This window comes from Rhizobium sp. BK098 (assembly GCF_014193155.1).
In the GTDB taxonomy this organism is placed as follows: domain Bacteria; phylum Pseudomonadota; class Alphaproteobacteria; order Rhizobiales; family Rhizobiaceae; genus Rhizobium.
This window is the reverse complement of sequence record NZ_JACHYY010000001.1, coordinates 790,042-809,816: the sequence shown is the minus strand read 5'-3', so window position 1 is coordinate 809,816 and position 19,775 is coordinate 790,042. Positions and strand designations below refer to the sequence as shown.

15 protein-coding genes are annotated in these 19,775 nt (G+C 58.3%); 3 read left to right on the top strand and 12 right to left on the bottom strand.

What is annotated here, in order from left to right:
* Nucleotides 1-75: 75 nt before the first annotated feature.
* The 5 genes from FHT73_RS03900 to FHT73_RS03880 form a co-directional block, all read right to left on the bottom strand.
* Complete coding sequence (locus tag FHT73_RS03900) at nt 76-2,541, bottom strand: glycoside hydrolase family 2 protein (RefSeq protein WP_183709932.1); 2,466 nt, start codon at nt 2,539-2,541, stop codon at nt 76-78.
* 58 nt (nt 2,542-2,599) lie between these two features.
* Nucleotides 2,600-3,691 (bottom strand): ABC transporter ATP-binding protein, encoded by a 1,092-nt coding sequence (locus tag FHT73_RS03895; RefSeq protein WP_112606348.1) that lies wholly within the window; start codon nt 3,689-3,691, stop codon nt 2,600-2,602.
* A 3-nt stretch (nt 3,692-3,694) separates the two neighbouring features.
* Nucleotides 3,695-4,591, bottom strand: a complete 897-nt coding sequence (locus FHT73_RS03890; protein WP_210290249.1) for a carbohydrate ABC transporter permease — start codon at nt 4,589-4,591, stop codon at nt 3,695-3,697.
* Nucleotides 4,592-4,628: 37 nt separating this feature from the next.
* Entirely contained in the window at nt 4,629-5,534 is a 906-nt protein-coding gene (locus FHT73_RS03885; RefSeq protein ID WP_183709928.1) for a sugar ABC transporter permease, read from the bottom strand.
* Between the two features lie 219 nt (nt 5,535-5,753).
* Nucleotides 5,754-6,989 carry an ABC transporter substrate-binding protein gene (locus FHT73_RS03880; protein WP_112606344.1) on the bottom strand — a complete coding sequence of 412 codons (1,236 nt, stop codon included), beginning with the start codon at nt 6,987-6,989 and terminating at the stop codon, nt 5,754-5,756.
* A gap of 446 nt (nt 6,990-7,435) precedes the next feature.
* On the opposite strand from FHT73_RS03880, the gene FHT73_RS03875 reads away from it, so the two are divergent.
* Nucleotides 7,436-8,470 carry a LacI family transcriptional regulator gene (locus tag FHT73_RS03875; protein WP_183709926.1) on the top strand — a complete coding sequence of 345 codons (1,035 nt, stop codon included), beginning with the start codon at nt 7,436-7,438 and terminating at the stop codon, nt 8,468-8,470.
* A 62-nt stretch (nt 8,471-8,532) separates the two neighbouring features.
* On the opposite strand, the gene gndA is transcribed toward FHT73_RS03875, so the two are convergent.
* Nucleotides 8,533-9,960: an NADP-dependent phosphogluconate dehydrogenase gene (gndA, locus tag FHT73_RS03870; RefSeq protein WP_183709924.1), complete on the bottom strand. Its 1,428-nt coding sequence runs from the start codon at nt 9,958-9,960 to the stop codon at nt 8,533-8,535.
* A 284-nt stretch (nt 9,961-10,244) separates the two neighbouring features.
* Here gndA and FHT73_RS03865 point away from each other — a divergent pair, with 284 nt between their 5' ends.
* Nucleotides 10,245-10,643: an SRPBCC family protein gene (locus FHT73_RS03865; RefSeq protein ID WP_112606340.1), complete on the top strand. Its 399-nt coding sequence runs from the start codon at nt 10,245-10,247 to the stop codon at nt 10,641-10,643.
* A gap of 6 nt (nt 10,644-10,649) precedes the next feature.
* Here the strand turns inward: FHT73_RS03865 and FHT73_RS03860 are convergent, their stop codons facing one another.
* The 6 genes from FHT73_RS03860 to FHT73_RS03835 all read right to left on the bottom strand — a co-directional run bounded on the left by FHT73_RS03860 (nt 10,650) and on the right by FHT73_RS03835 (nt 17,049).
* Complete coding sequence (locus FHT73_RS03860; RefSeq protein WP_112411895.1) at nt 10,650-11,264, bottom strand: ABC-type transport auxiliary lipoprotein family protein; 615 nt, start codon at nt 11,262-11,264, stop codon at nt 10,650-10,652.
* Between the two features lie 38 nt (nt 11,265-11,302).
* A complete protein-coding gene (locus FHT73_RS03855; RefSeq protein ID WP_112606336.1) occupies nt 11,303-12,673 on the bottom strand; it encodes an MlaD family protein in 1,371 nt (456 codons plus the stop codon).
* Nucleotides 12,674-12,682: 9 nt separating this feature from the next.
* Nucleotides 12,683-13,546, bottom strand: a complete 864-nt coding sequence (locus FHT73_RS03850) for an ATP-binding cassette domain-containing protein (protein ID WP_112606334.1) — start codon at nt 13,544-13,546, stop codon at nt 12,683-12,685.
* A 12-nt stretch (nt 13,547-13,558) separates the two neighbouring features.
* Entirely contained in the window at nt 13,559-14,719 is a 1,161-nt protein-coding gene (locus FHT73_RS03845; RefSeq protein WP_112334702.1) for an ABC transporter permease, read from the bottom strand.
* A gap of 150 nt (nt 14,720-14,869) precedes the next feature.
* Nucleotides 14,870-16,087 carry an MFS transporter gene (locus FHT73_RS03840; RefSeq protein WP_183709923.1) on the bottom strand — a complete coding sequence of 406 codons (1,218 nt, stop codon included), beginning with the start codon at nt 16,085-16,087 and terminating at the stop codon, nt 14,870-14,872.
* A 155-nt stretch (nt 16,088-16,242) separates the two neighbouring features.
* Nucleotides 16,243-17,049, bottom strand: coding sequence for a UDP-2,3-diacylglucosamine diphosphatase (locus FHT73_RS03835; protein WP_112334700.1), 807 nt, complete (start codon nt 17,047-17,049; stop codon nt 16,243-16,245).
* Between the two features lie 274 nt (nt 17,050-17,323).
* On the opposite strand from FHT73_RS03835, the gene FHT73_RS03830 reads away from it, so the two are divergent.
* Complete coding sequence (locus tag FHT73_RS03830) at nt 17,324-19,636, top strand: NADP-dependent malic enzyme (protein WP_112606330.1); 2,313 nt, start codon at nt 17,324-17,326, stop codon at nt 19,634-19,636.
* Nucleotides 19,637-19,775 lie beyond the last annotated feature (139 nt).

Here is a 19,775-nt window from a genome sequence, read left to right as displayed (position 1 = left end):
GTTTTGGGGCTTGGGGCCCCGAAAGCGCCGCCACTGCGGCGCAATAGCTCAATCCATCAGCCGGCCGTTCGCCGCTTAGCTGTCCACCGACTGGCTGGATTGCAGATCGTAGATGCGGAATTCGGGCACGCCGCTTGCGAGCGGCTTGGCCGGCGTGAAGACGACGCGGCGGCTTTCCCCGGCGGCAAGATCGAAGGCATTATCGGAGTAACGCCCTTCCGCCTCGCTCTCGATCATCACGAACAGCGCAAGTCCCCTTGCGGTGACGGTGAGTTCCACGGTCCCGTTTTCCTCTTTCTCCTCCCGCAGCACCGTCAGGCCGGCGGGCTGAAGCTCAAGCGCCTTGTAGGTGCCGTGAACATAATGCCCCTCGCCGCCCATGCCGTTCGATGCGGTGAAGCGCCACGCCAGCAGACAATCGGTGGGAACCTGATCCGCATCGATCGACAACGCCGTGACGGCGGCATCCGGCGTGCAGACGGCATGCGCCGTCGTCAGCGGCACGCGCTCACCATCAAGCTTAAGCAGCGATACGGAAATATCGACCACCACATCGGCATTGGTATCGTTGACCAGAGAGAAGCGGATCGTCTTATTGTCGTCCGAAGGAATTGCCGCAACGGATACAGGCTGAAAGAAGCGCCGGACCAGATAATGCATCACCTTCCATCGGCCGCCGTAATCGAGGCTCGACCAGGAGGCCACCGGCCAGGTGTCGTTGAGCTGCCAGTAGATGGTGCCCATGCAATGCGGCTTCAGCGATCGCCAATATTCCACCGCCGTCTTGATGGCGAGGCCCTGCTGGACCTGGCTCAGATAGACGAAATTCGGGAAATCCTTGGGAAAGCGGAAATAGCGGAACATCGTGCCGGCAATGCGCTCGTTACCGCCGGCATTCTTCTGGTGCAGTTCCATGACCGGAGAGGCGATGTTCATATCCTTCGCCTCGGCATAGGTCTTGATGACGGGCAGCGAGGTATAGGACTGGAAGCCGAATTCCGAGCAGAAGCGCGGCCGCACGGACCGATAATTGTCGAAGGACTTGTTCTCGTGCCAGACCGACCAATAATGCATGTCGCCGGAGCCATCGGCGTGCCAGGCGTCGCCGAAATTGAGATAGCCCGAAGCCGGGCTCGATGGCCACCAGATCGCATCCGGCAGCGCCTTCTTCATCGCCGTCTCGATTGTCCTGTTCAGGCGATCGTAGGAGACGAGATAGCGGTCGCGATCTTTGCGGGATTCCTCGAACCAGGTGAGCGCACCCACCAGTTCATTGTCGCCGCACCAGAGAACGATGGAGGGATGCGTCGCAAGCCGGCGCACCTGATAGCCCACCTCCTCCTCGACATTCTCCAGGAAGTCGCTCGTCGAGGGATAGAGATTGCAGGCAAACATGAAGTCCTGCCACACCATCAGACCCAGGCGATCGCAGGTGTCGTAGAACCAGTCATGCTCATAGAAGCCGCCGCCCCATACACGGATCGCATTCATATTGGCATCGACGGCCGATTGCAGCAGATCCTCGGTCGCGGCCGGATTGGAGCGTGAGAACAGGGCATCGGCCGGGATCCAATTGGCCCCACGGGCAAATATCTCGCGACCGTTGACCTTCAACGCGAAACGGCTGCCAGCCTCGTCCTCGTCGGTAATCAACTCGACCGTGCGCAGGCCGATCTGCCGCGTGACTGTTTCGAAATTGGTTTCCACCGACAAAGCATAGAGTGCCTGCTCGCCATTGCCTGCCGGCCACCAAAGCTTAGGCTTGTCGATATGGAAGAAATGGGTGATCGACGTCTCGCCGGCGTTGACGCCGACATCGAGGCGAACCCGCTCGTCATCAAGCGAGAAATAAAGCTGTGCGATCCCCGTTCCCTTGGCAAATAGCGCCACCGTCACCTTGAGATCGACCGAGCCGTCGTCATTATGAATCTGCTGGGTGACGACATTTTCGATGCGCGCTATTTCGAGCTTTTTTAGCGCGATGGCGCCATAGAGGCCAAGCGGCGCGATCGCAATGTTCCAATCCCAGCCGAAATGGCATTGCGGCTTGCGCAGCATGTTACCGTTCGGGATCGGCGAATTGCCGGTGCTGTAGGGAATGTAGAAAGGCTGCTTCGCCTGCAGGGCAGCACCAGCGGAAATGCTCGAATGCAGGACGATGCGAATGGTGTTCGTACCCGTCTTCAGCACCTTCGAGACGTCGGGGCGATAACGCTGAAAACAGTTATTGCCCTCCAGGACCAACGCATCGTTGACGTAGACGCTGGCGACTGTGTCGAGATAATCGATATCGAGATACCAGTCTCCGCCGGCATCATCGAGTACGAAGCTGCGCGTCAGCTCCCAGTCCTGCTTGGCGACCCACTGCACGACCTCTTCGTTCCGCGCAAAATAAGGATCGGGAATAAGCCCCCCCGCATGCAGCGCGGAATGAACATCACCGGGCAGAGACATGGACAGCGAGTGATCACTGTCGGGAGACGTCAGCCTCCACGATCCCGTCAGATCGACGGTGAGGCTATCATTGATGGAAGAAGACATCGGACCTCCTCGGACCGCTGTAAAGAAGGAGGCGGCTGAGCCGCCTCCGGGCATGGGATCATATTCTGAGTTCTGTCTGCGCATCGAAGAGCGATGCGACAGACATATCGAAGCCAAGCTTTACGGCCGAACCGGGGCCAAAGCGCCTCGCGCCATTGACGCGAACCGACATGGTATGACCGGCATGCTTCAACCAGAGCAGATTATCGGCGCCCATCGGCTCCTCGATATCGACCGTGGCATCGTGAATTTCGGCACCTAACGCGGCCGCTTCATTGACCTTGATATGCTCAGGACGAACTCCCAGCACAACCTTGCGGCCGACCTCCAGAGCCTCGCCGGCCTTGTAGCCGTCGAGAGAAAACAGCACGTTATTGGTCGCGAACACGACCTTGCCTTCGCGGTTTACCAGTTCGCCCTTGAGGAAATTCATCGACGGCGAGCCGATGAAACCTGCGACGAAGAGATTGCGCGGCTCATTGTAGATCGTCGTGGGATCGTCGAGCTGCATGATGACGCCGTTCTTCATGATCGCGATGCGATCGGCGAGCGTCAGCGCCTCGATCTGATCGTGGGTCACGTAGATCATGGTATTCTTCAGCGACTGATGCAGCCGCTTGATTTCGACGCGCAGCTCCGAGCGCAGCTTGGCATCGAGGTTCGAGAGCGGCTCGTCGAACAAGAACACATCGACGTCGCGCACCAAGGCGCGGCCGATCGCGACGCGCTGGCGCTGACCGCCCGAAAGCTCGGCCGGCTTGCGCTTCAGAAGCGGCTGGATCTGCAGGATCTCGGCAGCCCGCGCGATGCGCTTGTTGATCTCGTCCTGCGGCACCTTGGCAACGCGCAGGCCGAAGGACAGGTTCTTCTCGACCGTCATCTGCGGATAGAGGGCATAGGACTGGAACACCATGCCGATGCCGCGATCCTTGGGCTCTTCCCAGGTGACGTTCTTGTTCTTGATGAAGATCTGCCCCTCGGTGATATCGAGCAGGCCGGCAATGCAATTCAACAAAGTCGATTTGCCACAGCCCGACGAGCCGAGAAGCACCAGGAATTCACCGTCATTGATCTCGAGGTTGAGGTTCTTCAGAACGGTGACCGCGCCAAAATCGAGCGAGAGGTCTTTGATGGAAACGCTACTGTTCATGGATCACCCCTTCACTGCGCCGGCGGCGATGCCGCGGACGAAGAGCCGCCCGGACACGAAATAGACGATAAGTGGAACAAGACCGGTGAGGATCGTTGCCGCCATGTTGACGTTGTATTCCTTCACGCCCTGGACGGAATTGACGATATTGTTGAGCTGGACGGTCATCGGATAATATTCGGGCCTGGTGAAGACGACGCCGAACAGGAAGTCGTTCCAGATGCCTGTGACCTGCAGGATCATGGCAACGACGAAGATCGGCAATGACATGGGCAGCATGATGCGCAGGAAAATCTGCCAGAAGCCGGCGCCATCGATACGCGCGGCCTTGAAAAGCTCCACCGGCAGCGATGCAAAATAGTTCCGGAACAACAGCGTCAGGATCGGCATGCCGAAGATGCTGTGCACCAGGATAAGTCCGGTCAGCGTACCGTAGATGCCGATTTCGCGTAGCACGATGACGATCGGATAGATCATCACCTGATAGGGTATGAACGCCCCGATCACCAGGATCGAAAAGAACAGATCGGCTCCCTTGAATCGCCAATTGGCAAGTGCATAGCCGTTGACCGAAGCAATCGCGATCGACAGGATCGTCGACGGCACGGTGATGCGCACGGAATTCCAGAAACCGCGGGAAAGGCCGTCACAATTGAGGCCCGTACAAGCCGTTGCCCAGGCTTTCACCCATGGTTCGAAAGTGATCTCGAGCGGCGGCGAAAAGATGTTGCCGAGCCGGATTTCCGGCATCCCTTTCATCGACGTGACGATCATTACATACAGCGGCAACAGGTAATAGGCCGCGGCGACGAAGAGCGTACCGTAGAGCATGATATTGCGGCCGGAAATCACCCGCCGCGGCTTGCGGCCACTTGGTCCGGAGAGCGTCTTCTCCGTCAAGGCGGCACCGCCGTTTACATTCTTGAGAGTAACAGGATTAGACACGTTTGCGCCCTCCGCCGAATTCCAGATAAGCCCAGGGGATGACGATGATCGCGACGGTCACCAGCATCATGGTGGAAGCAGCAAACCCTTGACCGAGGTTCTGCGCCTGGAACATGTAGTCGTAGACGTATTTCGCCGGGACTTCCGACGCGATGCCAGGTCCGCCGCTCGTTTGCGCGACGACGAGGTCGTACACCTTGACGATACCGCTGGCGATGATGACCAGTGTGGTGATGAAGACGGGGCGCATCATCGGAATGACGATGAAAAGATAGGTCCGCCACATCGGAATCCCGTCCACGCGCGCCGCTTTCCAGATATCTTCGTCAATGCCGCGCAGGCCTGCGAGCATCAGGCACATCACGAGCCCCGTTCCCTGCCAAAGAGCTGCAATCAGCACGCCGTAAATAACGATGCTCGGCGTATAGAGCGGATCGAAGGTGAAACTTGTCCAACCGAGCGAACGCACAACGGACTGGATGCCGAATTCGGGGTTAAGCAGCCACTGCCAGACGAGGCCGGTGACGATGAAGGAGAGAGCGAAGGGATAAAGAAAAATCGTGCGGAAGGTGTTTTCGAACCGGATCTTCTGGTCCATCAGCGCAGCCAGCACGAAGCCGATGACGAGACTGAAGATCATGGAAAAAATGCCGTAAACGGCAAGATTCTCAATGGACACGACCCAGCGCGGCGCCGCCCACAAACGGTGGTATTGGTCCAGCCCGACGAAGCTGAGACGTGGCAGCAGCTTTGAATTGGTGAAGGAATAAACCACTGTCCAGATCGTGCCGCCGAGGAAGATGACGACGGCCGTTAGGATCATTGGAATGGATGCAATCTTCGAATTCAGATTGCGCAGAAATTGATTTGGCCGGCCGGCTTTCGCATGACCCGTCATTGTAGCTCCTTCTAACGCGCGATTGCTTCGACGATCAGGAACTCTGGGCCATGACCCGATCTCGGTTCCTGTCGCTCCCTCCTCATCCACGGCCGAACGTTACATCCCTGTGAGTCCGCCGCCTAAGGGCGCCGTAGCCAGCCGGATCACAGGACATGTCCCGGCCGTGATACCGACCCGCAACGCGAGGCCGGTATCACTACAGCGAGAAGATAGAGATCAATCAGCAGCAGCGATGATCTCGACGAAGCGTTTCTGGGCCGCTTCCGGCGTCATTGAAGGATTGGCGAAGAACTCGGAGAACAGATCTTCTTTCTGCTTTTGGCTGTCGGCAGAAAGAAGCTGGTCCGTGCCCTGGATCACGTTACCCTTCTTTAGAATTTCCAGGCCCTTCTTCATGCAGTCGTTGGCTGCTGCGAGGTCCACGTCGCCGCGTACCGGCAGCGAACCCTTCTTCAGGTTGAAGGCAACCTGGGTCTTCGGATCGAGAAGCGTCTTCGCGAGCGCATCCTGAGCCTTCGACTTGGCCTCATCCTTCAGCAGCGGGAAGTAGAATGCGTCGCCGCCTGTGGAAATGACTTCATTGACACCGAGGCCGGGAAGGCAGGTATAGTCCGTGCCGGCCTTCTGGCCTGCCAAGGCGAACTCACCCTGTGCCCAGTCTCCCATGATCTGGCCGCCGGCCTTGCCGGTGATGACCAAGTTCGTGGCCTGGTTCCAATCCTGAACGTTGGAGCCTTTGGACATCTTGCGTGCGTCATCGGCAGCCTTGAAGACCTTGGCAATCTCCGGTCCCGCAGCGACTTTCGCATCCTTGTCCTTGAACACTTTCTCGAAGTTATCCTTGCCGGCGATGGCGACCATCAAAACGTCAAAGGCACCTGCCGCCTGCCATGGCTGGCCACCGACAGCGAGCGGAACGATGCCTGCCTTTTCCAGCGCAGGAGCGGCGGCAACGAATTCATCCCAATTCTTCGGAACCGGAACACCGGCCTTCTTGAAAGCAGCATTCGAAAGCCAGAGCCACTGCCAGGAATGGATATTGACGGGAGCGCAATAGATCTTGCCGTTGATCGTGCAGGAATCAAGCAGGCTCGACGGACGGATGATGTCCTTCCAATGCTCCTGCGTCGCGACGTCGGTCAGATCGCGCATCAGGCCAGCCTGCACCAACTCCTCGGCCTGACGACCGTGGTTGAACTGGGTGGCACCCATGGGATCGCCGCCGGTGATGCGGCTGATCATGATCGGACGAGCAGTGCCGCCCGAGCCGGCGATCGCACCATCGACCCAATGATTACCGGTCGCGTCGAACGCCTTTGCCAATTCCGCCACGGCGGCAGCTTCACCACCGGAAGTCCACCAATGCGTTACCTCAAGATCAGTTGCCTTGGCCGCACCAAGCGGCAATGCAACTGAAGCGGCCAGCACAGCGGCCATCAAACGAATATTCATGAGTTCTCCTCCCTCACTGAAACGTTGCCGGAAAAACGTAGTCGAATCATTTTCAACGCGCAACCGCTCGCTCACAAATTTTTTCAGCAGGCTCAAATATAGCACCTCGAATTATATACCTTCTTTCGAATAAGCCAAAACGCCTGCCATTCATCCCACCATTCGCAAAGGTCTGGAAGATTTAAGTTGCTGATTATATTTATTTATTTTTGACATTATCAGCCAAACACCTGAAACCTTGTCGAACATCTGCAAATTTTGGAAAAAGGATGCGGATTAAACCGTCGCATATATTAGTTTTCTCGACATGAGAAAAAGTGCTCGACTTTTTCACTGTATCGTTACAGATTTTCGAGACGAGGAAGGAGTGACCACATCACAAATATGCTTGCGGCGCTGCTGCGGGCACTATAAGCGGTCGGTCGCGGGAGGCAGCATTGCAGGATATGGACAGTAAGAAGATTTCCGGCAGCAGCACAGCGCAGTCTACACATGAACGGCCGACGCTCAAGACGATCGCCTTTATGACCGGGCTTGGGATAACCACCGTCTCTCGCGCCTTGAAAGATGCTCCTGACATCGGCGCCGAGACCAAGCAGCGGGTGCGCATGGTCGCGCGGCAATTGGGATATCATCCCAATCGCGCCGGCGTACGTCTCAGGACCGGAAAGACCAATGTTATCGCCTTGGTCCTAAGCATGCACGAAGACATCATGGGCTTTACCAGCCAGATCGTCTTCGGCATTTCCGAGGTTCTGGCCGGGACTCAATATCATCTGGTCATCACGCCGCATTCGCTTAGCAAGGACTCGCTGGTTCCGATCCGCTACATCCTGGATACTGGCTCGGCTGACGGCGTCATCATATCGCGCACCGAACCCAACGATCCGCGCGTCGCGCTCATGCATGATCGTGGCATGCCTTTTTCCACGCATGGACGGACGGATATGGGCATCGTGCATCCCTTCCATGATTTCGACAACGAAGCCTTCACGCACGAAGCCGTGCAGGCGCTGGTCGCCAAAGGACGGCGTCGCTTGGCGCTTCTGCAGCCCTCCAGCAAGCTGACCTACTATTCGCATACCCGCATCGGCTTCCAGGCGGGTTTGCGTCAATATGGTGCGGAAGAGATCCCGCTCGGGATTACCACGGACAACACCCTTGCCGATATCAAGGACACGGTCGAAGCACTGATGCGCTCTCCGCATGCACCCGATGGTTTCATCTGCTCCAGCAGCGGCGGCGCCATTGCCGTCAATGCCGGAATCGAGGCCGCTGGTTTTCGTCTCGGGCGTGACATCGACATGGTCGCCAAGCAATCGACCGATGTCTTGAGCTGGATCAGGCCCGATATCATTGCGGCGTCGGAAGACTTTCGTCATGCCGGCCGCGAGCTCGCCAAGGCGGTCATCGCGCGCATCGACGGCGTGGAACCCGAGCTTCTGCAAAGCATCAGCCCGCCCGTCTGGTCAAACGGCTGATAAGGAAAAGGCCTGCAGGGTTTCACCGGCAGGCCTTTTGATCATCGTATCCGACTGCTCTATCAGGCTGTACCACCACTGCCCCATGGGCCGTGGTGAATATCCTTGCCGTCGACACGGTCGAAGCCGTGAGCGCCGAAGAAGTCGCGCTGAGCCTGGATCAGGTTGGCGGTGCCGCGCGCCTGGCGATACGCGTCGAAATAGGTCAGAGCCGAAGCAAGCGCCGGAACCGGCAGGCCGGCAGCCGTCGCAGCCGAAACGATTCGGCGCAGCGACGGGATCGATTCCTTGACCATTTCTGCAAAGGCGGGCGTGACGATCAGATTCGCCGCATCCGGCGTCTTCGTGAAAGCGCTGGTGATCTCATCGAGGAACTGCGAGCGGATGATGCAGCCGGCGCGCCATATCTTGGCGATGACGGGCATCGGCAGCGACCAGTTGAACTCCTTCGAAGCCTCGGCCATGACGGCAAAGCCCTGCGCGTAGGCGCCGATCTTTGCAGCAAAAAGCGCCAGTTCCAGATCTTTCAAGAGGTCGGGGCCGAAGGCGATCGGGAACTTGTAGTCCGGCGTGCCGAAGATCTTCTCGGCGGCCTCGCGCTGGCTCTTGATGGCCGAGAGGCTGCGGGCGGCAACGGCGGCTTCGATGGCGGTTGCAGGAATGCCCATGTTCTGAGCTTCGATAACCGACCACTTGCCTGTGCCCTTCTGGCCGGCTTTGTCGAGAATGACATCAGGCATGGCACTGCCGGTTGCGGGATCCTTCGCGGCAAGAACCTTCTCGGTGATCTCGATGAGATAGGAATTGAGGCGGCCCTTGTTCCATTCGCCGAAGATCGAGCTGATCTCGGCCGCGCTCTTGCCGAGGCCGTCGCGCAGAATGCCGTAGATTTCGGCAATCATCTGCATATCGGCATATTCGATGCCATTGTGGATCGTCTTGACGAAGTGACCGGCGCCGTCATTGCCGAGCCAAGCAACACACGGATCGTTATTGTACTTCGCCGCAATCGAAGTCAGCACCTTCTCGACGCGCTTGTAGGACTCTTCCGTGCCGCCGACCATGATGGAGGGGCCGTGACGCGCGCCTTCCTCGCCGCCGGACACGCCCATGCCGATGAAGGTCAGGCCGGTATCCTTGAGGCGGTCAAAGCGGGCGATCGTGTCGCGGAAATTAGCATTGCCGGCGTCGATCATGATGTCGCCCTTGTCCAGATAGGGCTGTAGCGCCGCCATCTGCTGGTCGACCGGCTCGCCGGCCTTGATCATGATGATGATCGGCCGTGGCGGACGGATTGCCTCGACGAACTCCTCGATCGTCTTGCAGGGAATGATCTTGTCCTTGAGTGCGCCCGCATTCGCGTAAAATTCATCCGTTACTTGAGGAGTACGGTTGAACACTGCAATCTTGTTGCCTTTTTCAGCGATGTTGAGCGCCAGATTCGATCCCATTACCGCGAGACCGATCAGCCCGATTTCTGCCTTTTCCACGACAATCCTCCAATGAACGGTTCACCGCGCCCAGCCCACCCTGAAGACGCAGCAACATCCGATGTGACGCAATGCCGCCGACGCTCGGCGCGACAGGCTGCAGCCCTGCGTTGGGGCTGTTGTTGCACTCCGGGCGGAAAACGGCAAGCCTCCGAAAGCCGTGAATCGTTCCCTTTGCAGGACTGTGCAACAATGTTGCCGAATTGGCGATTCATTCGCGTGCAAACTCTGGCTTGTTCCGCAGGTCTCAGTCCCTTGATGGTGATATAGAGGAGGAAAACACCATGTCGACCATGAATGCAAAGATCGTACATATCTCCATCGATCGCGACTGGAGGGAGGTCTACAACTACGCCAGCCGTCCGGAAAACATGCCTTTCTGGGCCTCAGGTCTGGCATCCGGGCTGACGCAGGATGGCAATGATTGGATCGCCGAAGGCACGCTCGGCACTGCCCGGGTTCGGTTCTCGCCTCGCAATGACTTTGGTGTCATCGACCACTGGGTAACGCTGGAATCTGATCTGCAGGTCTACAATGCGTTGCGCATCGTGCCGAACGGCGATGGTTGCGAGGTCATGTTCACCCTGCTCCAGCTACCGGACATGGAGGCAGAGCAATTCGCGGCCGATGCCGCGCATGTCATGCGGGATCTGAAGACGCTGAAGGAGTTGATGGAGCGCTGACCGCCCTTACAGCGAGCGCAACGTCCAATCGACGAGTTCGCCTGTCACACCTGCAAATGCGGCATCGAGCGCCCGCACGAAATCGGGATTGCTGCCACCGCTGACCGGCACGACCTTCCGGAACACGTTCTGGGCCTTCACCGTACCAGTGCGATCGTTCAGGATCTTTTCGGAGATTTCGACGATTGCCGTCTTATGGCCACCGGACGCATTGATCTCGAAGGAGCGGATATCGGTGACGATCTGATAGTCGATTGCAAGCCCCTGCCCGGGTACGCCAACGCCACCGAGCTTGCCGGTATTCTCGAAAGCCTCGACAAGTTTCGATTGCACCATTCTGCTCAGCTTGTCGCTCCATTGCGATTTGCCGAGATATTGGATTTCCGAGCCCGAGACGCGAATGACGATCTGATTGCTATCCAGAGCCTGCAGCGCGGTCGGCGGCGGGATGAGGATCTGGCGGCTTTTGACCGAAGGTCCATTCGTCTTTGCCGACGCGGAAAGATCGTAGGTATCATTGTTGGAAGAGGTTCCACAGCCTCCCAGCAAGGCCGCGAGCAACGGCAACGCGATCACAGCTTTCCACACCTGATGACGCTCACTCGACACGCAACCGACCATATTTCGCTTATCCCCTGGAGACCAGATATCGCTCTTCATCAATGCCGCGCGCGGCCGTCGTAAGTCTTAACCGTATCCCCGCCGAAAATCAGTCGTTGCGGATTGCGGTCGAAATTAGTGATTGTACTATTCAGATTGTCAACCGTGCCCCGCATGTCGTTGATGAGGGTCTGGGCATCGCGCAAGCCGCTGCTGGAAAATTTCTGCAGATTGTCGGCGATCGGCCCGATGCGGGAATTTAGATTGTCCGCCATCTTCTTGAAGGATTCGAGCGTGTCCTTGGCTTCTGCAAACAGCGATTTGGTGCTGTCGTCGCCGAGCAAGGAATTGACCTTGGTCAGGATGCCGTCAACCTTGCCGGACGCCGCATTGAGCTTGGTCGAAATCTCGCGGGCATTGGCAATCGTCTGATCGATATCCTGCTGATGCGAGGCAACCGAGTTGGCGACATCCCGGATCGATGCGACCGCGGTACGAGCCTGTTTCGTCACATCGGCAATATCGTCAACCGATCCCTTGATCTTGGCAGGATCGATCTGCGCGACGAGCGCATCGACTCGATCCAACGTTTTTTGAGCGTTCTGACCAAACGTCGTATAGGTGTCGGCCGTCTGCTTGAAACTTGCAATCGTCGCCTTTAGGTCGGTCGTCGCATCGGCGACATTGGCCGTGATCTTGTCGGCATTGGCGATGACGTCGTTGACCTTCTGGGCATCGACCGCGCGCACCAGCTTTTCGATCGCATCCAACGTCGAGTCGACGCGGACCGAGACCGTCTTGAAGGTATCGGAAAGCTGGCCGACGCTTGCCAGGAACTTGTCGATATTGTCGGAATTGTCAGCAATCGCCTTGGAGAATTTCTGCGCATTGCGCACAGTATCCGTCAGCGGCCCGCGCGAATCCGAGACGAAGCCCTGGATGTCGCCGATCGTGTCGTTGGCGCGGTTCAGGATCTTGTCGGCCGTCGTCAACAGATTAGTCACGCTCGACTGGTCTGCGAGCAATACCGCCCGCTTGCCCGTGTCGATCGAGCGCTTAAGGATATTTTCGTCGCTGTTGCGACCGCCGGAAAGCTCGATATAGGCCGCACCCGTCAGGCCCTGGATCTCAAGAATGGCCTTGGTCGAGGTGTAGACCGGCGCATCGGCGCGCACCTGCGTGAAGGCGAGAGAATAGTTCGGGTCGTCGGCATCGATCGAAAGGCCCTGCACCGAACCGACCTGAATACCGTTGAAGCGGACCGGCGAGCCGACGCTCAAACCATTTGCCGAGCCCGGAATGCGCACGACGAGCTCGACCATCGGACCGCCCCGGCCGTATTCCGCCATCCAGTAGACGAAGCCGAAGGCGGCAGCGATGACAACCAGCGTGAAGAACCCGACGATCGTGTAATTGGCTTTGGTTTCCATTGTCTCCAGTCACTTCTCGCGGCTGTGGGCGCCTGCGCCTTTGTCGTCGTTGTGCCCTCTGATGTCCTCGCGCGGCACGATCGAGCGTGCGCGCTTGCCCCTGAAGTAGGATTGCACCCAGGGGTCATCACAGGCGAGCATGTCCTCAACCGTGCCTTCCACCAATACCCGCTTCTGTCCGAGAACAGCAATACGGTCACAGACGGAAAACAGGCTGTCGAGGTCGTGAGTCACCATATAAACGGTCAGGCCAAGCGTGTCGCGCAGCTTGGCAATCAATTCGTCGAACTCCGACGCACCGATCGGATCCAGGCCCGAGGTCGGCTCATCGAGGAAAACGAGGTCGGGATCGAGCGCCAAGGCTCTGGCCAGCGCCGCGCGCTTGATCATGCCGCCCGAGAGCTCGGAAGGATATTTGTCGGCGGCATCAGCGGCGAGACCCACCATGCGGATCTTCATCAGCGCAAGCTCGTCCATCATCTCTTTCGGCAGGTCCAGATATTCCCGCATCGGTACCTGGATGTTTTCCTTGACCGTCAGCGAGGAAAACAGTGCACCTTGCTGAAAGAGCACGCCGAGCCGCATGTCGAGCCGATTGCGATCCTCTTCGTCGAGCTTGTCGTAATCTTCGCCGAGGATCTCGATCTTGCCCGATCGGCGCGGCAGTAGCCGTAGCACAGTGCGCAGCAGCACGGACTTACCCGCGCCGGAAGCGCCGACGAAACCGAGGATTTCGCCGCGATAGATATTGAGGTTCAGCTTATCGAGAACCACTTTCGAGCCGAAAGCCACGGTGACATCCCGTGCCGACAGCACGATGTCCCTGCCGTGCTCATCCTTTTCCAATGGAATTTCCGAGTGAAGCGCGCTCATCGTTATCGTCCCTCAGAAATCGATTGCCGCATAGAACATGGCGAAAAGCCCGTCCATGAGGATAACGACGAAGATCGACTTCACCACCGATGACGTCACGTGCTGACCGAGAGATTCGGCACTGCCTCCCACCTTCAATCCTTCAACCGCAGCGACGATGCCGATGACCAGCGCCATGAACGGCGCCTTGATCATGCCTGAAATGATCGTCGAAAGGCTAACCGCCTCATGAAGGCGCGAGATGAAGGTCGCAAACGTGATGCCGGAATAGGCCCAGGACACCAATGCAGCGCCAAAAAGCGCGGCAAAGTTGGCAATAACCGTCAGCAACGGCAAGGCCACCGTCAGCGCCACCAGCCGGGGAAAGATGAGCACGCCGACGGGGTTCAGGCCCATAACCTTCAGCGCGTCGACTTCCTCGCGCATCTTCATGGAGCCGATTTCGGCGGTAATCGCGCTGCCGGAACGGCCGGCAATCATGATCGCGGTCAGAAGCACGCCGATTTCGCGCAATTGCAGGATGCCGACCAGATCGACCACGAAGATTTCCGCGCCGAAATAACGCAGCTGGAAAGCGCCTTGCTGGGCGATGATCGCGCCGATCAGCGACGACATCAGCAGGATGATCGGAACGGCGCGCACCGCCATATGATCGATCTGATTGACGATCGAGGCTGGCGAAACGCCGCTGCCGCGGCCAAACTTGAGCTGCCCCCCGCGCACGGCCGAACCCAGTATATACATGGCGGCAATGAGATTGCCCCAGATATCGTAGACGCTTTCGCCGATAGGCGCGAAGACACGCTCTGCCCATGATTTCCTCGGCTTTGCCGCTGCCGCCTCATCGTCCGGATGCGCGTCGAAAGTCGTCAGCAATTCGTCGATATGCGGATTGGAACCCTCGATCGTAACGTGAGCCTTGTGTGCTTCCTGGCTTTCCTTCAGCCGGCGGATCAGCAGCGCACCCGCCGTATCCACATCCGAGAGACCGGAAAGATCGATCACGACGTCGCCGCCGGAGCTTCGCTTGGACAGCTGCTCGATCTGTCGCAGCACGCCATGCACATTGGCGCTGCGCCAATTGCCTTGCAGCCGATAGCGATGGCCTGCGCCTTCGGGCGCATCATCGATCTTCGGTGCATCGGACCTTTGCTCGGCTGCTTTCAAACTCATGCGTCTTTCAAATCTGGCACAACATACGCCGACTCGGTGAGCCCGCTTGGTCAATGCTTAATACACCGACTACGCGTGGAATTTCCATCTCGCGCCGACGCCAACTTATGTCACGGCTTTTTGATATCCAAATGAATTTGTTGCACCGCATCAGGATACGCCGTGAGCGCCGCCGCCGATTGCCGGCGTCCTCGCCTGCAGCCCGTAGGCGAAAATGACCATGACCAGCCCGAAAGCTGCAATGCCCGCCATGACATAATAGCTGGCGAGGTCAAGCCAGGCATAGAGATAGCCGGATGCAAGGGTCATCAACCCTAAGAACATGCCGTTGTAAAAATAATACGCCCCCTGGGCCGATGATTCCTGCGTTTCGTGCACTGAGGCCACTATGCGACGCTGAATGCCTGTGTGGACGCAGGCATAGGTGCAGGAATGAAAGCACTGCACGACGAAATAGCCGAAGAAGCCGAAATTGATCGGAAACAGGATCCAGCGCAAAATACACATGGTCGCGCCGAAAAAGATCAATGTCCAGGCGCTGAACCGCCGACTAAGCTTCTTCGACAGGAAGAAAACCATCACCTCAGCCGCAACGCCGATGCTCCATAGGACAGCAATTTGCGCGCCGGAAAAGCCAAGCCTATGCCAATAGATCGATGCAAACGTATAGAGCATCGCATGGCTCGATTGCTGGATCGACACGCCGATCATGGTGATGAGCAAGTGCGGCGAGCGCAGATTTCCGGTCGGAGATTGCAGATTGATCGGCAGGTTGCGCCGGCGCGTCGGCCCGATTCGCGGTGCGAAAAACCCCATCAGTGTCGTCAGAATGAATCCGGCCACCATTACGGGCAAGACAGTGGTGCCGCCCCAAATGCCGATCAGCTGGCCGCCGAGAAGGGTCGACAGGATGAATGTGATCGATCCCCAGACCCGCATGGAGCCATAGTCGAAGCCCCAGCGGCGCACGCCCGACATGGCGATCGACTCAACCACAGGCACGTAAGGCGCGTAGGTGGCGCCCTGAATGCCGTAGACCAGAAGCACCGGCCAGAAGTCGCTCGTCCAGTAGAGCGCGACAGCCGTCAGCAGCGACAGTGCACCCGACGATAGCAGCACATCCGCCCGCTCCGTCATGTGATCGGCGAGCACCGCGATAATGGGAGTCACGAGCACCCGAACGACCATAGGAATGGCGAGCACCAGGCCGATCTCATGATCATTGAAATTCAGCCCCGCCAGCCAGACGGGGAAAAACGGCAGGGCGATTCCGTTGACGAACAACGGAGCGCAGTAGGACAAGGCAGTGCGCAAGCGGAAATATGGAGGCGCACCCTCGCCCTGGAAGGACTTGATCGCGGGAATCATGACAGACCTGAAGGGAACTTATTTGTCCCTATCACGCTATCGAGAATACGACTATGGCGAGAAGTGGCCAAAGCCGTACTATATCGGAAAAACCGAAGCTGTAGGCGTTCAATAATTATGACAAGCTATTAGCAAGCCTGTGAACAGGCGCAGAATTATGCTGCCTGTGCCCCGAGTGCCCGCGGCATTTCCTCGACAGGTGAGCCAACCGGTTCCGTCTCAAGAATATTCTGCCAGGTAATCAGCTCGAACGTGCCGTCTTCGTGTTCGGCAATCGCCGTGCAGCTTTCCACCCAGTCGCCCGTGTTGATGTAACGGATCCCATCGAGATCCTCGATCACCGCATGGTGGATATGGCCGCAGATGACGCCATCGGCATCGTTGCGCTTGGCCTCTTCGGCGACGACACGCTGAAATTCGCCGATGAAATTGACGGCGTGCTTTACCTGCAGTTTCGCCCAGGCCGAGAAGGACCAGTATGGCATGTTCAGGCGGCGGCGTACCGCTGCAAGGCCGATGTTGATCAGGATTGCCATGTCATAGGCCCAATCGCCGAGATAGGCGAGCAGGCGGGCATTGCGGACGACGACATCGAATTCATCGCCATGCAGCACGAGATATTTCTTGCCGTCGGCCGTTTCATGCATGGCGCGCTGCGCCACCTCGATGCCGCCGAAATGCATGCCGGGGAAGTCACGCAGGAATTCGTCGTGATTGCCGGGTATATAGACGATGCGCGTGCCCTTGCGCGCCTTGCGCAGGAGCTTCTGGACTACGTCGTTGCAGTGCTGAGGCCAATACCAGTTTCGCTTCAGTCTCCAGCCATCCACGATGTCACCGACCAGAAAGATGGTATCGGCTTCGTGATGACGGAGAAAGTCGAGCAGGTAGTCCGCCTTGGCGGCCTTCGAGCCGAGGTGCACGTCAGAAATGAATAGCGTTCGGAAATGCCGGGGGTCCATGTTTTCATTCACGAACTATATGTCCGTGCCCTATCCTACGTTGGCTATTCCAAAACCAGACTCGTGTTTCAGGAAGATGACAATCCCTGTGCTTGACGGCTCAGCCACGAGCGCAGCGTTCGATCCAAGGGACGCGCGCCGCTCAATTCTTGCAAAAAGGCAATTCAGTTTTGTCACGACAAAAACGCTTTGTGACCTCAATTGCATACTGTGAAGGCGAAGCGATTGATGTATGCAGAAGACTCAAAGCGCAGGCAGGAATGGAGACAGCGAGATGGATACGCACGACACTTCGAAAAAAGCCGAAAACATGGCGAGTGGCGATTTCGACGAACAGGCGCTCTATTTCCATCGCTATCCCCGCCCCGGCAAGCTTGAAATCCAGGCCACCAAACCGCTCGGCAACCAGCGCGATCTGGCGCTTGCCTATTCGCCCGGCGTCGCCGCGCCCTGTCTTGCCATTCGCGACAACCCGGAAACGGCCGCTTATTACACGTCCCGCGCCAATCTCGTAGCGGTGATTTCCAACGGTTCCGCAGTGCTCGGCCTCGGCAATATCGGCCCGCTCGCTTCCAAGCCAGTCATGGAAGGCAAGGCCGTTCTCTTCAAGAAATTCGCCGGCATCGATGTCTTCGACATTGAAATCGCAGCCCCGACGGTCGATGAGATGGTCAACACCGTCTCGGCGCTCGAACCGACCTTCGGCGGTATCAATCTCGAAGACATCAAGGCGCCGGAATGCTTCGACGTCGAGCGCCGCCTGCGCGAGAAAATGGAAATTCCGGTCTTCCACGACGATCAGCACGGCACCGCCATCATCGTCGCCGCCGCCATCCTCAACGGACTGGAACTGGCCGGCAAGAAGATCGAAGACGTCAAGATCGTCGCCTCCGGCGCGGGCGCAGCCGCGCTTGCCTGCCTCAACCTGCTCGTCATTCTCGGCGCCAGGCGCGAGAACATCTGGGTCCATGATATCGAAGGCCTGGTCTACAAGGACCGCAACGTCCTGATGGACGAGTGGAAATCCGTCTACGCTCAGGACAGCGACAAGCGCGTGCTGGCCGAATCCATTCCGGGCGCCGACGTCTTCCTCGGCCTATCCGCCGCCGGCGTGCTGAAGCCCGAACTGCTGGCGCAGATGGCCGAAAAGCCTCTGATCATGGCGCTCGCCAATCCGACGCCGGAAATCATGCCGGATCTCGCCCGCGCCGCCCGCCCCGACGCGATGATCTGCACCGGCCGCTCGGACTTCCCGAACCAAGTCAACAACGTCCTCTGCTTCCCCTATATCTTCCGCGGTGCGCTCGATTGCGGCGCCAAGACGATCAACGAAGAGATGAAGATGGCCGCCGTGCGCGCCATCGCAGCACTTGCCCGCGAGGAGCCTTCCGATGTTGCGGCGCGAGCCTATACCGGTGAAACTCCGGTCTTCGGGCCGAATTACCTGATCCCCTCGCCCTTCGACCCGCGCCTGATCCTGCGCATCGCGCCCGCCGTGGCAAAGGCAGCCGCAGACAGCGGCGTCGCCCTGCGTCCGATCACCGATTTCGACGCCTATATGGACGAGCTCAACCGCTTCGTCTTCCGTTCGGGCTTCGTCATGAAGCCTATCTTTGCCGCCGCGAAGATTGCCGAGCGCAAGCGCGTCGTCTTTTCCGAAGGCGAGGACGAACGCGTGCTGCGCGCCGCCCAGGTTCTTCTTGAAGAAGGCACGGCCGTCCCGATCCTGATTGGCCGTCCCTCCGTCATCGAGACGCGCCTGAAGCGCTACGGCCTGAAGATCCGTCCGAATACCGATTTTGCCGTCATCAATCCGGAAGACGATCCCCGCTTCCGCGAATATGTCGAGCTTTATTTCTCGCTGGTCGGCCGCGCGGGCGTTATCCCGGAAGCAGCGCGCACCATCGTTCGCACCAACACCACCGTCATCGGCGCACTTGCTCTAAAGCGCGGCGAAGCCGATGCGCTCATCTGCGGTCTCGAAGGCCGTTATGAGCGTCATTTGCGCATCGTCCGCCAGGTCATCGGCAAGCGGCCGGACGTTCGTGATTTTTCGGCATTGAGCCTGCTCATTTCGCAGCGCGGCGCGACCTTCTACACCGATACCTATGTGACGTTTAACCCGTCCGCCGAGGAAATCGCGGAATCCACGTGGCTGGCTGCCGAGGAAATCAAGCGTTTCGGCATCGAGCCGCGCGCCGCCCTCGTCTCGCATTCCAACTTCGGCTCACGGGAGTCGGAAAGCGCCACCAAGATGCGCGAAGCGCTGGCTCTCATTCGCAAGGCGGCGCCGGATCTGGAAGTTGACGGCGAAATGCATGGCGACAGCGCCATTTCCGAGAGCCTGCGCCGCCACGTTATGCCGGACAGCGCGCTTTCCGGCGAAGCCAATCTGCTGGTCTTCCCCAATCTCGATGCGGCCAATATCACGCTCGGCGTGGTCAAGACGATGACCGATGGTCTGCATGTCGGTCCCATCCTGCTCGGGACGGCGCTTCCGGCCCATATTCTCTCGCCGTCGGTCACTTCCCGCGGCGTGGTCAACATGGCGGCGCTCGCCGTCGTCGAGGCCTCACAGATCGCCTGATACTGCGCCTCGCAGCCGCCGTCAGAACGGTACCGCGTTTCATGCAATCGCGGTGCCGCCTATCTCCTGGCTATTGGCGGCTGCGAGCTGCAATTTCACGAAAATCCTCTCGAAATCCGTGCTTTTTCATGGATACGTT

What these genes read in the sequence shown, in the direction of transcription:
- FHT73_RS03900 (WP_183709932.1), bottom strand. Translation starts at nt 2,541, where the DNA reads ATGTCTTCTTCCATCAATGATAGCCTCACCGTCGATCTGACGGGATCG.
- FHT73_RS03895 (WP_112606348.1), bottom strand. Translation starts at nt 3,691, where the DNA reads ATGAACAGTAGCGTTTCCATCAAAGACCTCTCGCTCGATTTTGGCGCG.
- FHT73_RS03885 (WP_183709928.1), bottom strand. Translation starts at nt 5,534, where the DNA reads ATGACGGGTCATGCGAAAGCCGGCCGGCCAAATCAATTTCTGCGCAAT.
- FHT73_RS03880 (WP_112606344.1), bottom strand. Translation starts at nt 6,989, where the DNA reads ATGAATATTCGTTTGATGGCCGCTGTGCTGGCCGCTTCAGTTGCATTG.
- FHT73_RS03875 (WP_183709926.1), top strand. Translation starts at nt 7,436, where the DNA reads ATGGACAGTAAGAAGATTTCCGGCAGCAGCACAGCGCAGTCTACACAT.
- FHT73_RS03865 (WP_112606340.1), top strand. Translation starts at nt 10,245, where the DNA reads ATGTCGACCATGAATGCAAAGATCGTACATATCTCCATCGATCGCGAC.
- FHT73_RS03860 (WP_112411895.1), bottom strand. Translation starts at nt 11,264, where the DNA reads ATGGTCGGTTGCGTGTCGAGTGAGCGTCATCAGGTGTGGAAAGCTGTG.
- FHT73_RS03855 (WP_112606336.1), bottom strand. Translation starts at nt 12,673, where the DNA reads ATGGAAACCAAAGCCAATTACACGATCGTCGGGTTCTTCACGCTGGTT.
- FHT73_RS03850 (WP_112606334.1), bottom strand. Translation starts at nt 13,546, where the DNA reads ATGAGCGCGCTTCACTCGGAAATTCCATTGGAAAAGGATGAGCACGGC.
- FHT73_RS03845 (WP_112334702.1), bottom strand. Translation starts at nt 14,719, where the DNA reads ATGAGTTTGAAAGCAGCCGAGCAAAGGTCCGATGCACCGAAGATCGAT.
- FHT73_RS03840 (WP_183709923.1), bottom strand. Translation starts at nt 16,087, where the DNA reads ATGATTCCCGCGATCAAGTCCTTCCAGGGCGAGGGTGCGCCTCCATAT.
- FHT73_RS03835 (WP_112334700.1), bottom strand. Translation starts at nt 17,049, where the DNA reads ATGGACCCCCGGCATTTCCGAACGCTATTCATTTCTGACGTGCACCTC.
- FHT73_RS03830 (WP_112606330.1), top strand. Translation starts at nt 17,324, where the DNA reads ATGGATACGCACGACACTTCGAAAAAAGCCGAAAACATGGCGAGTGGC.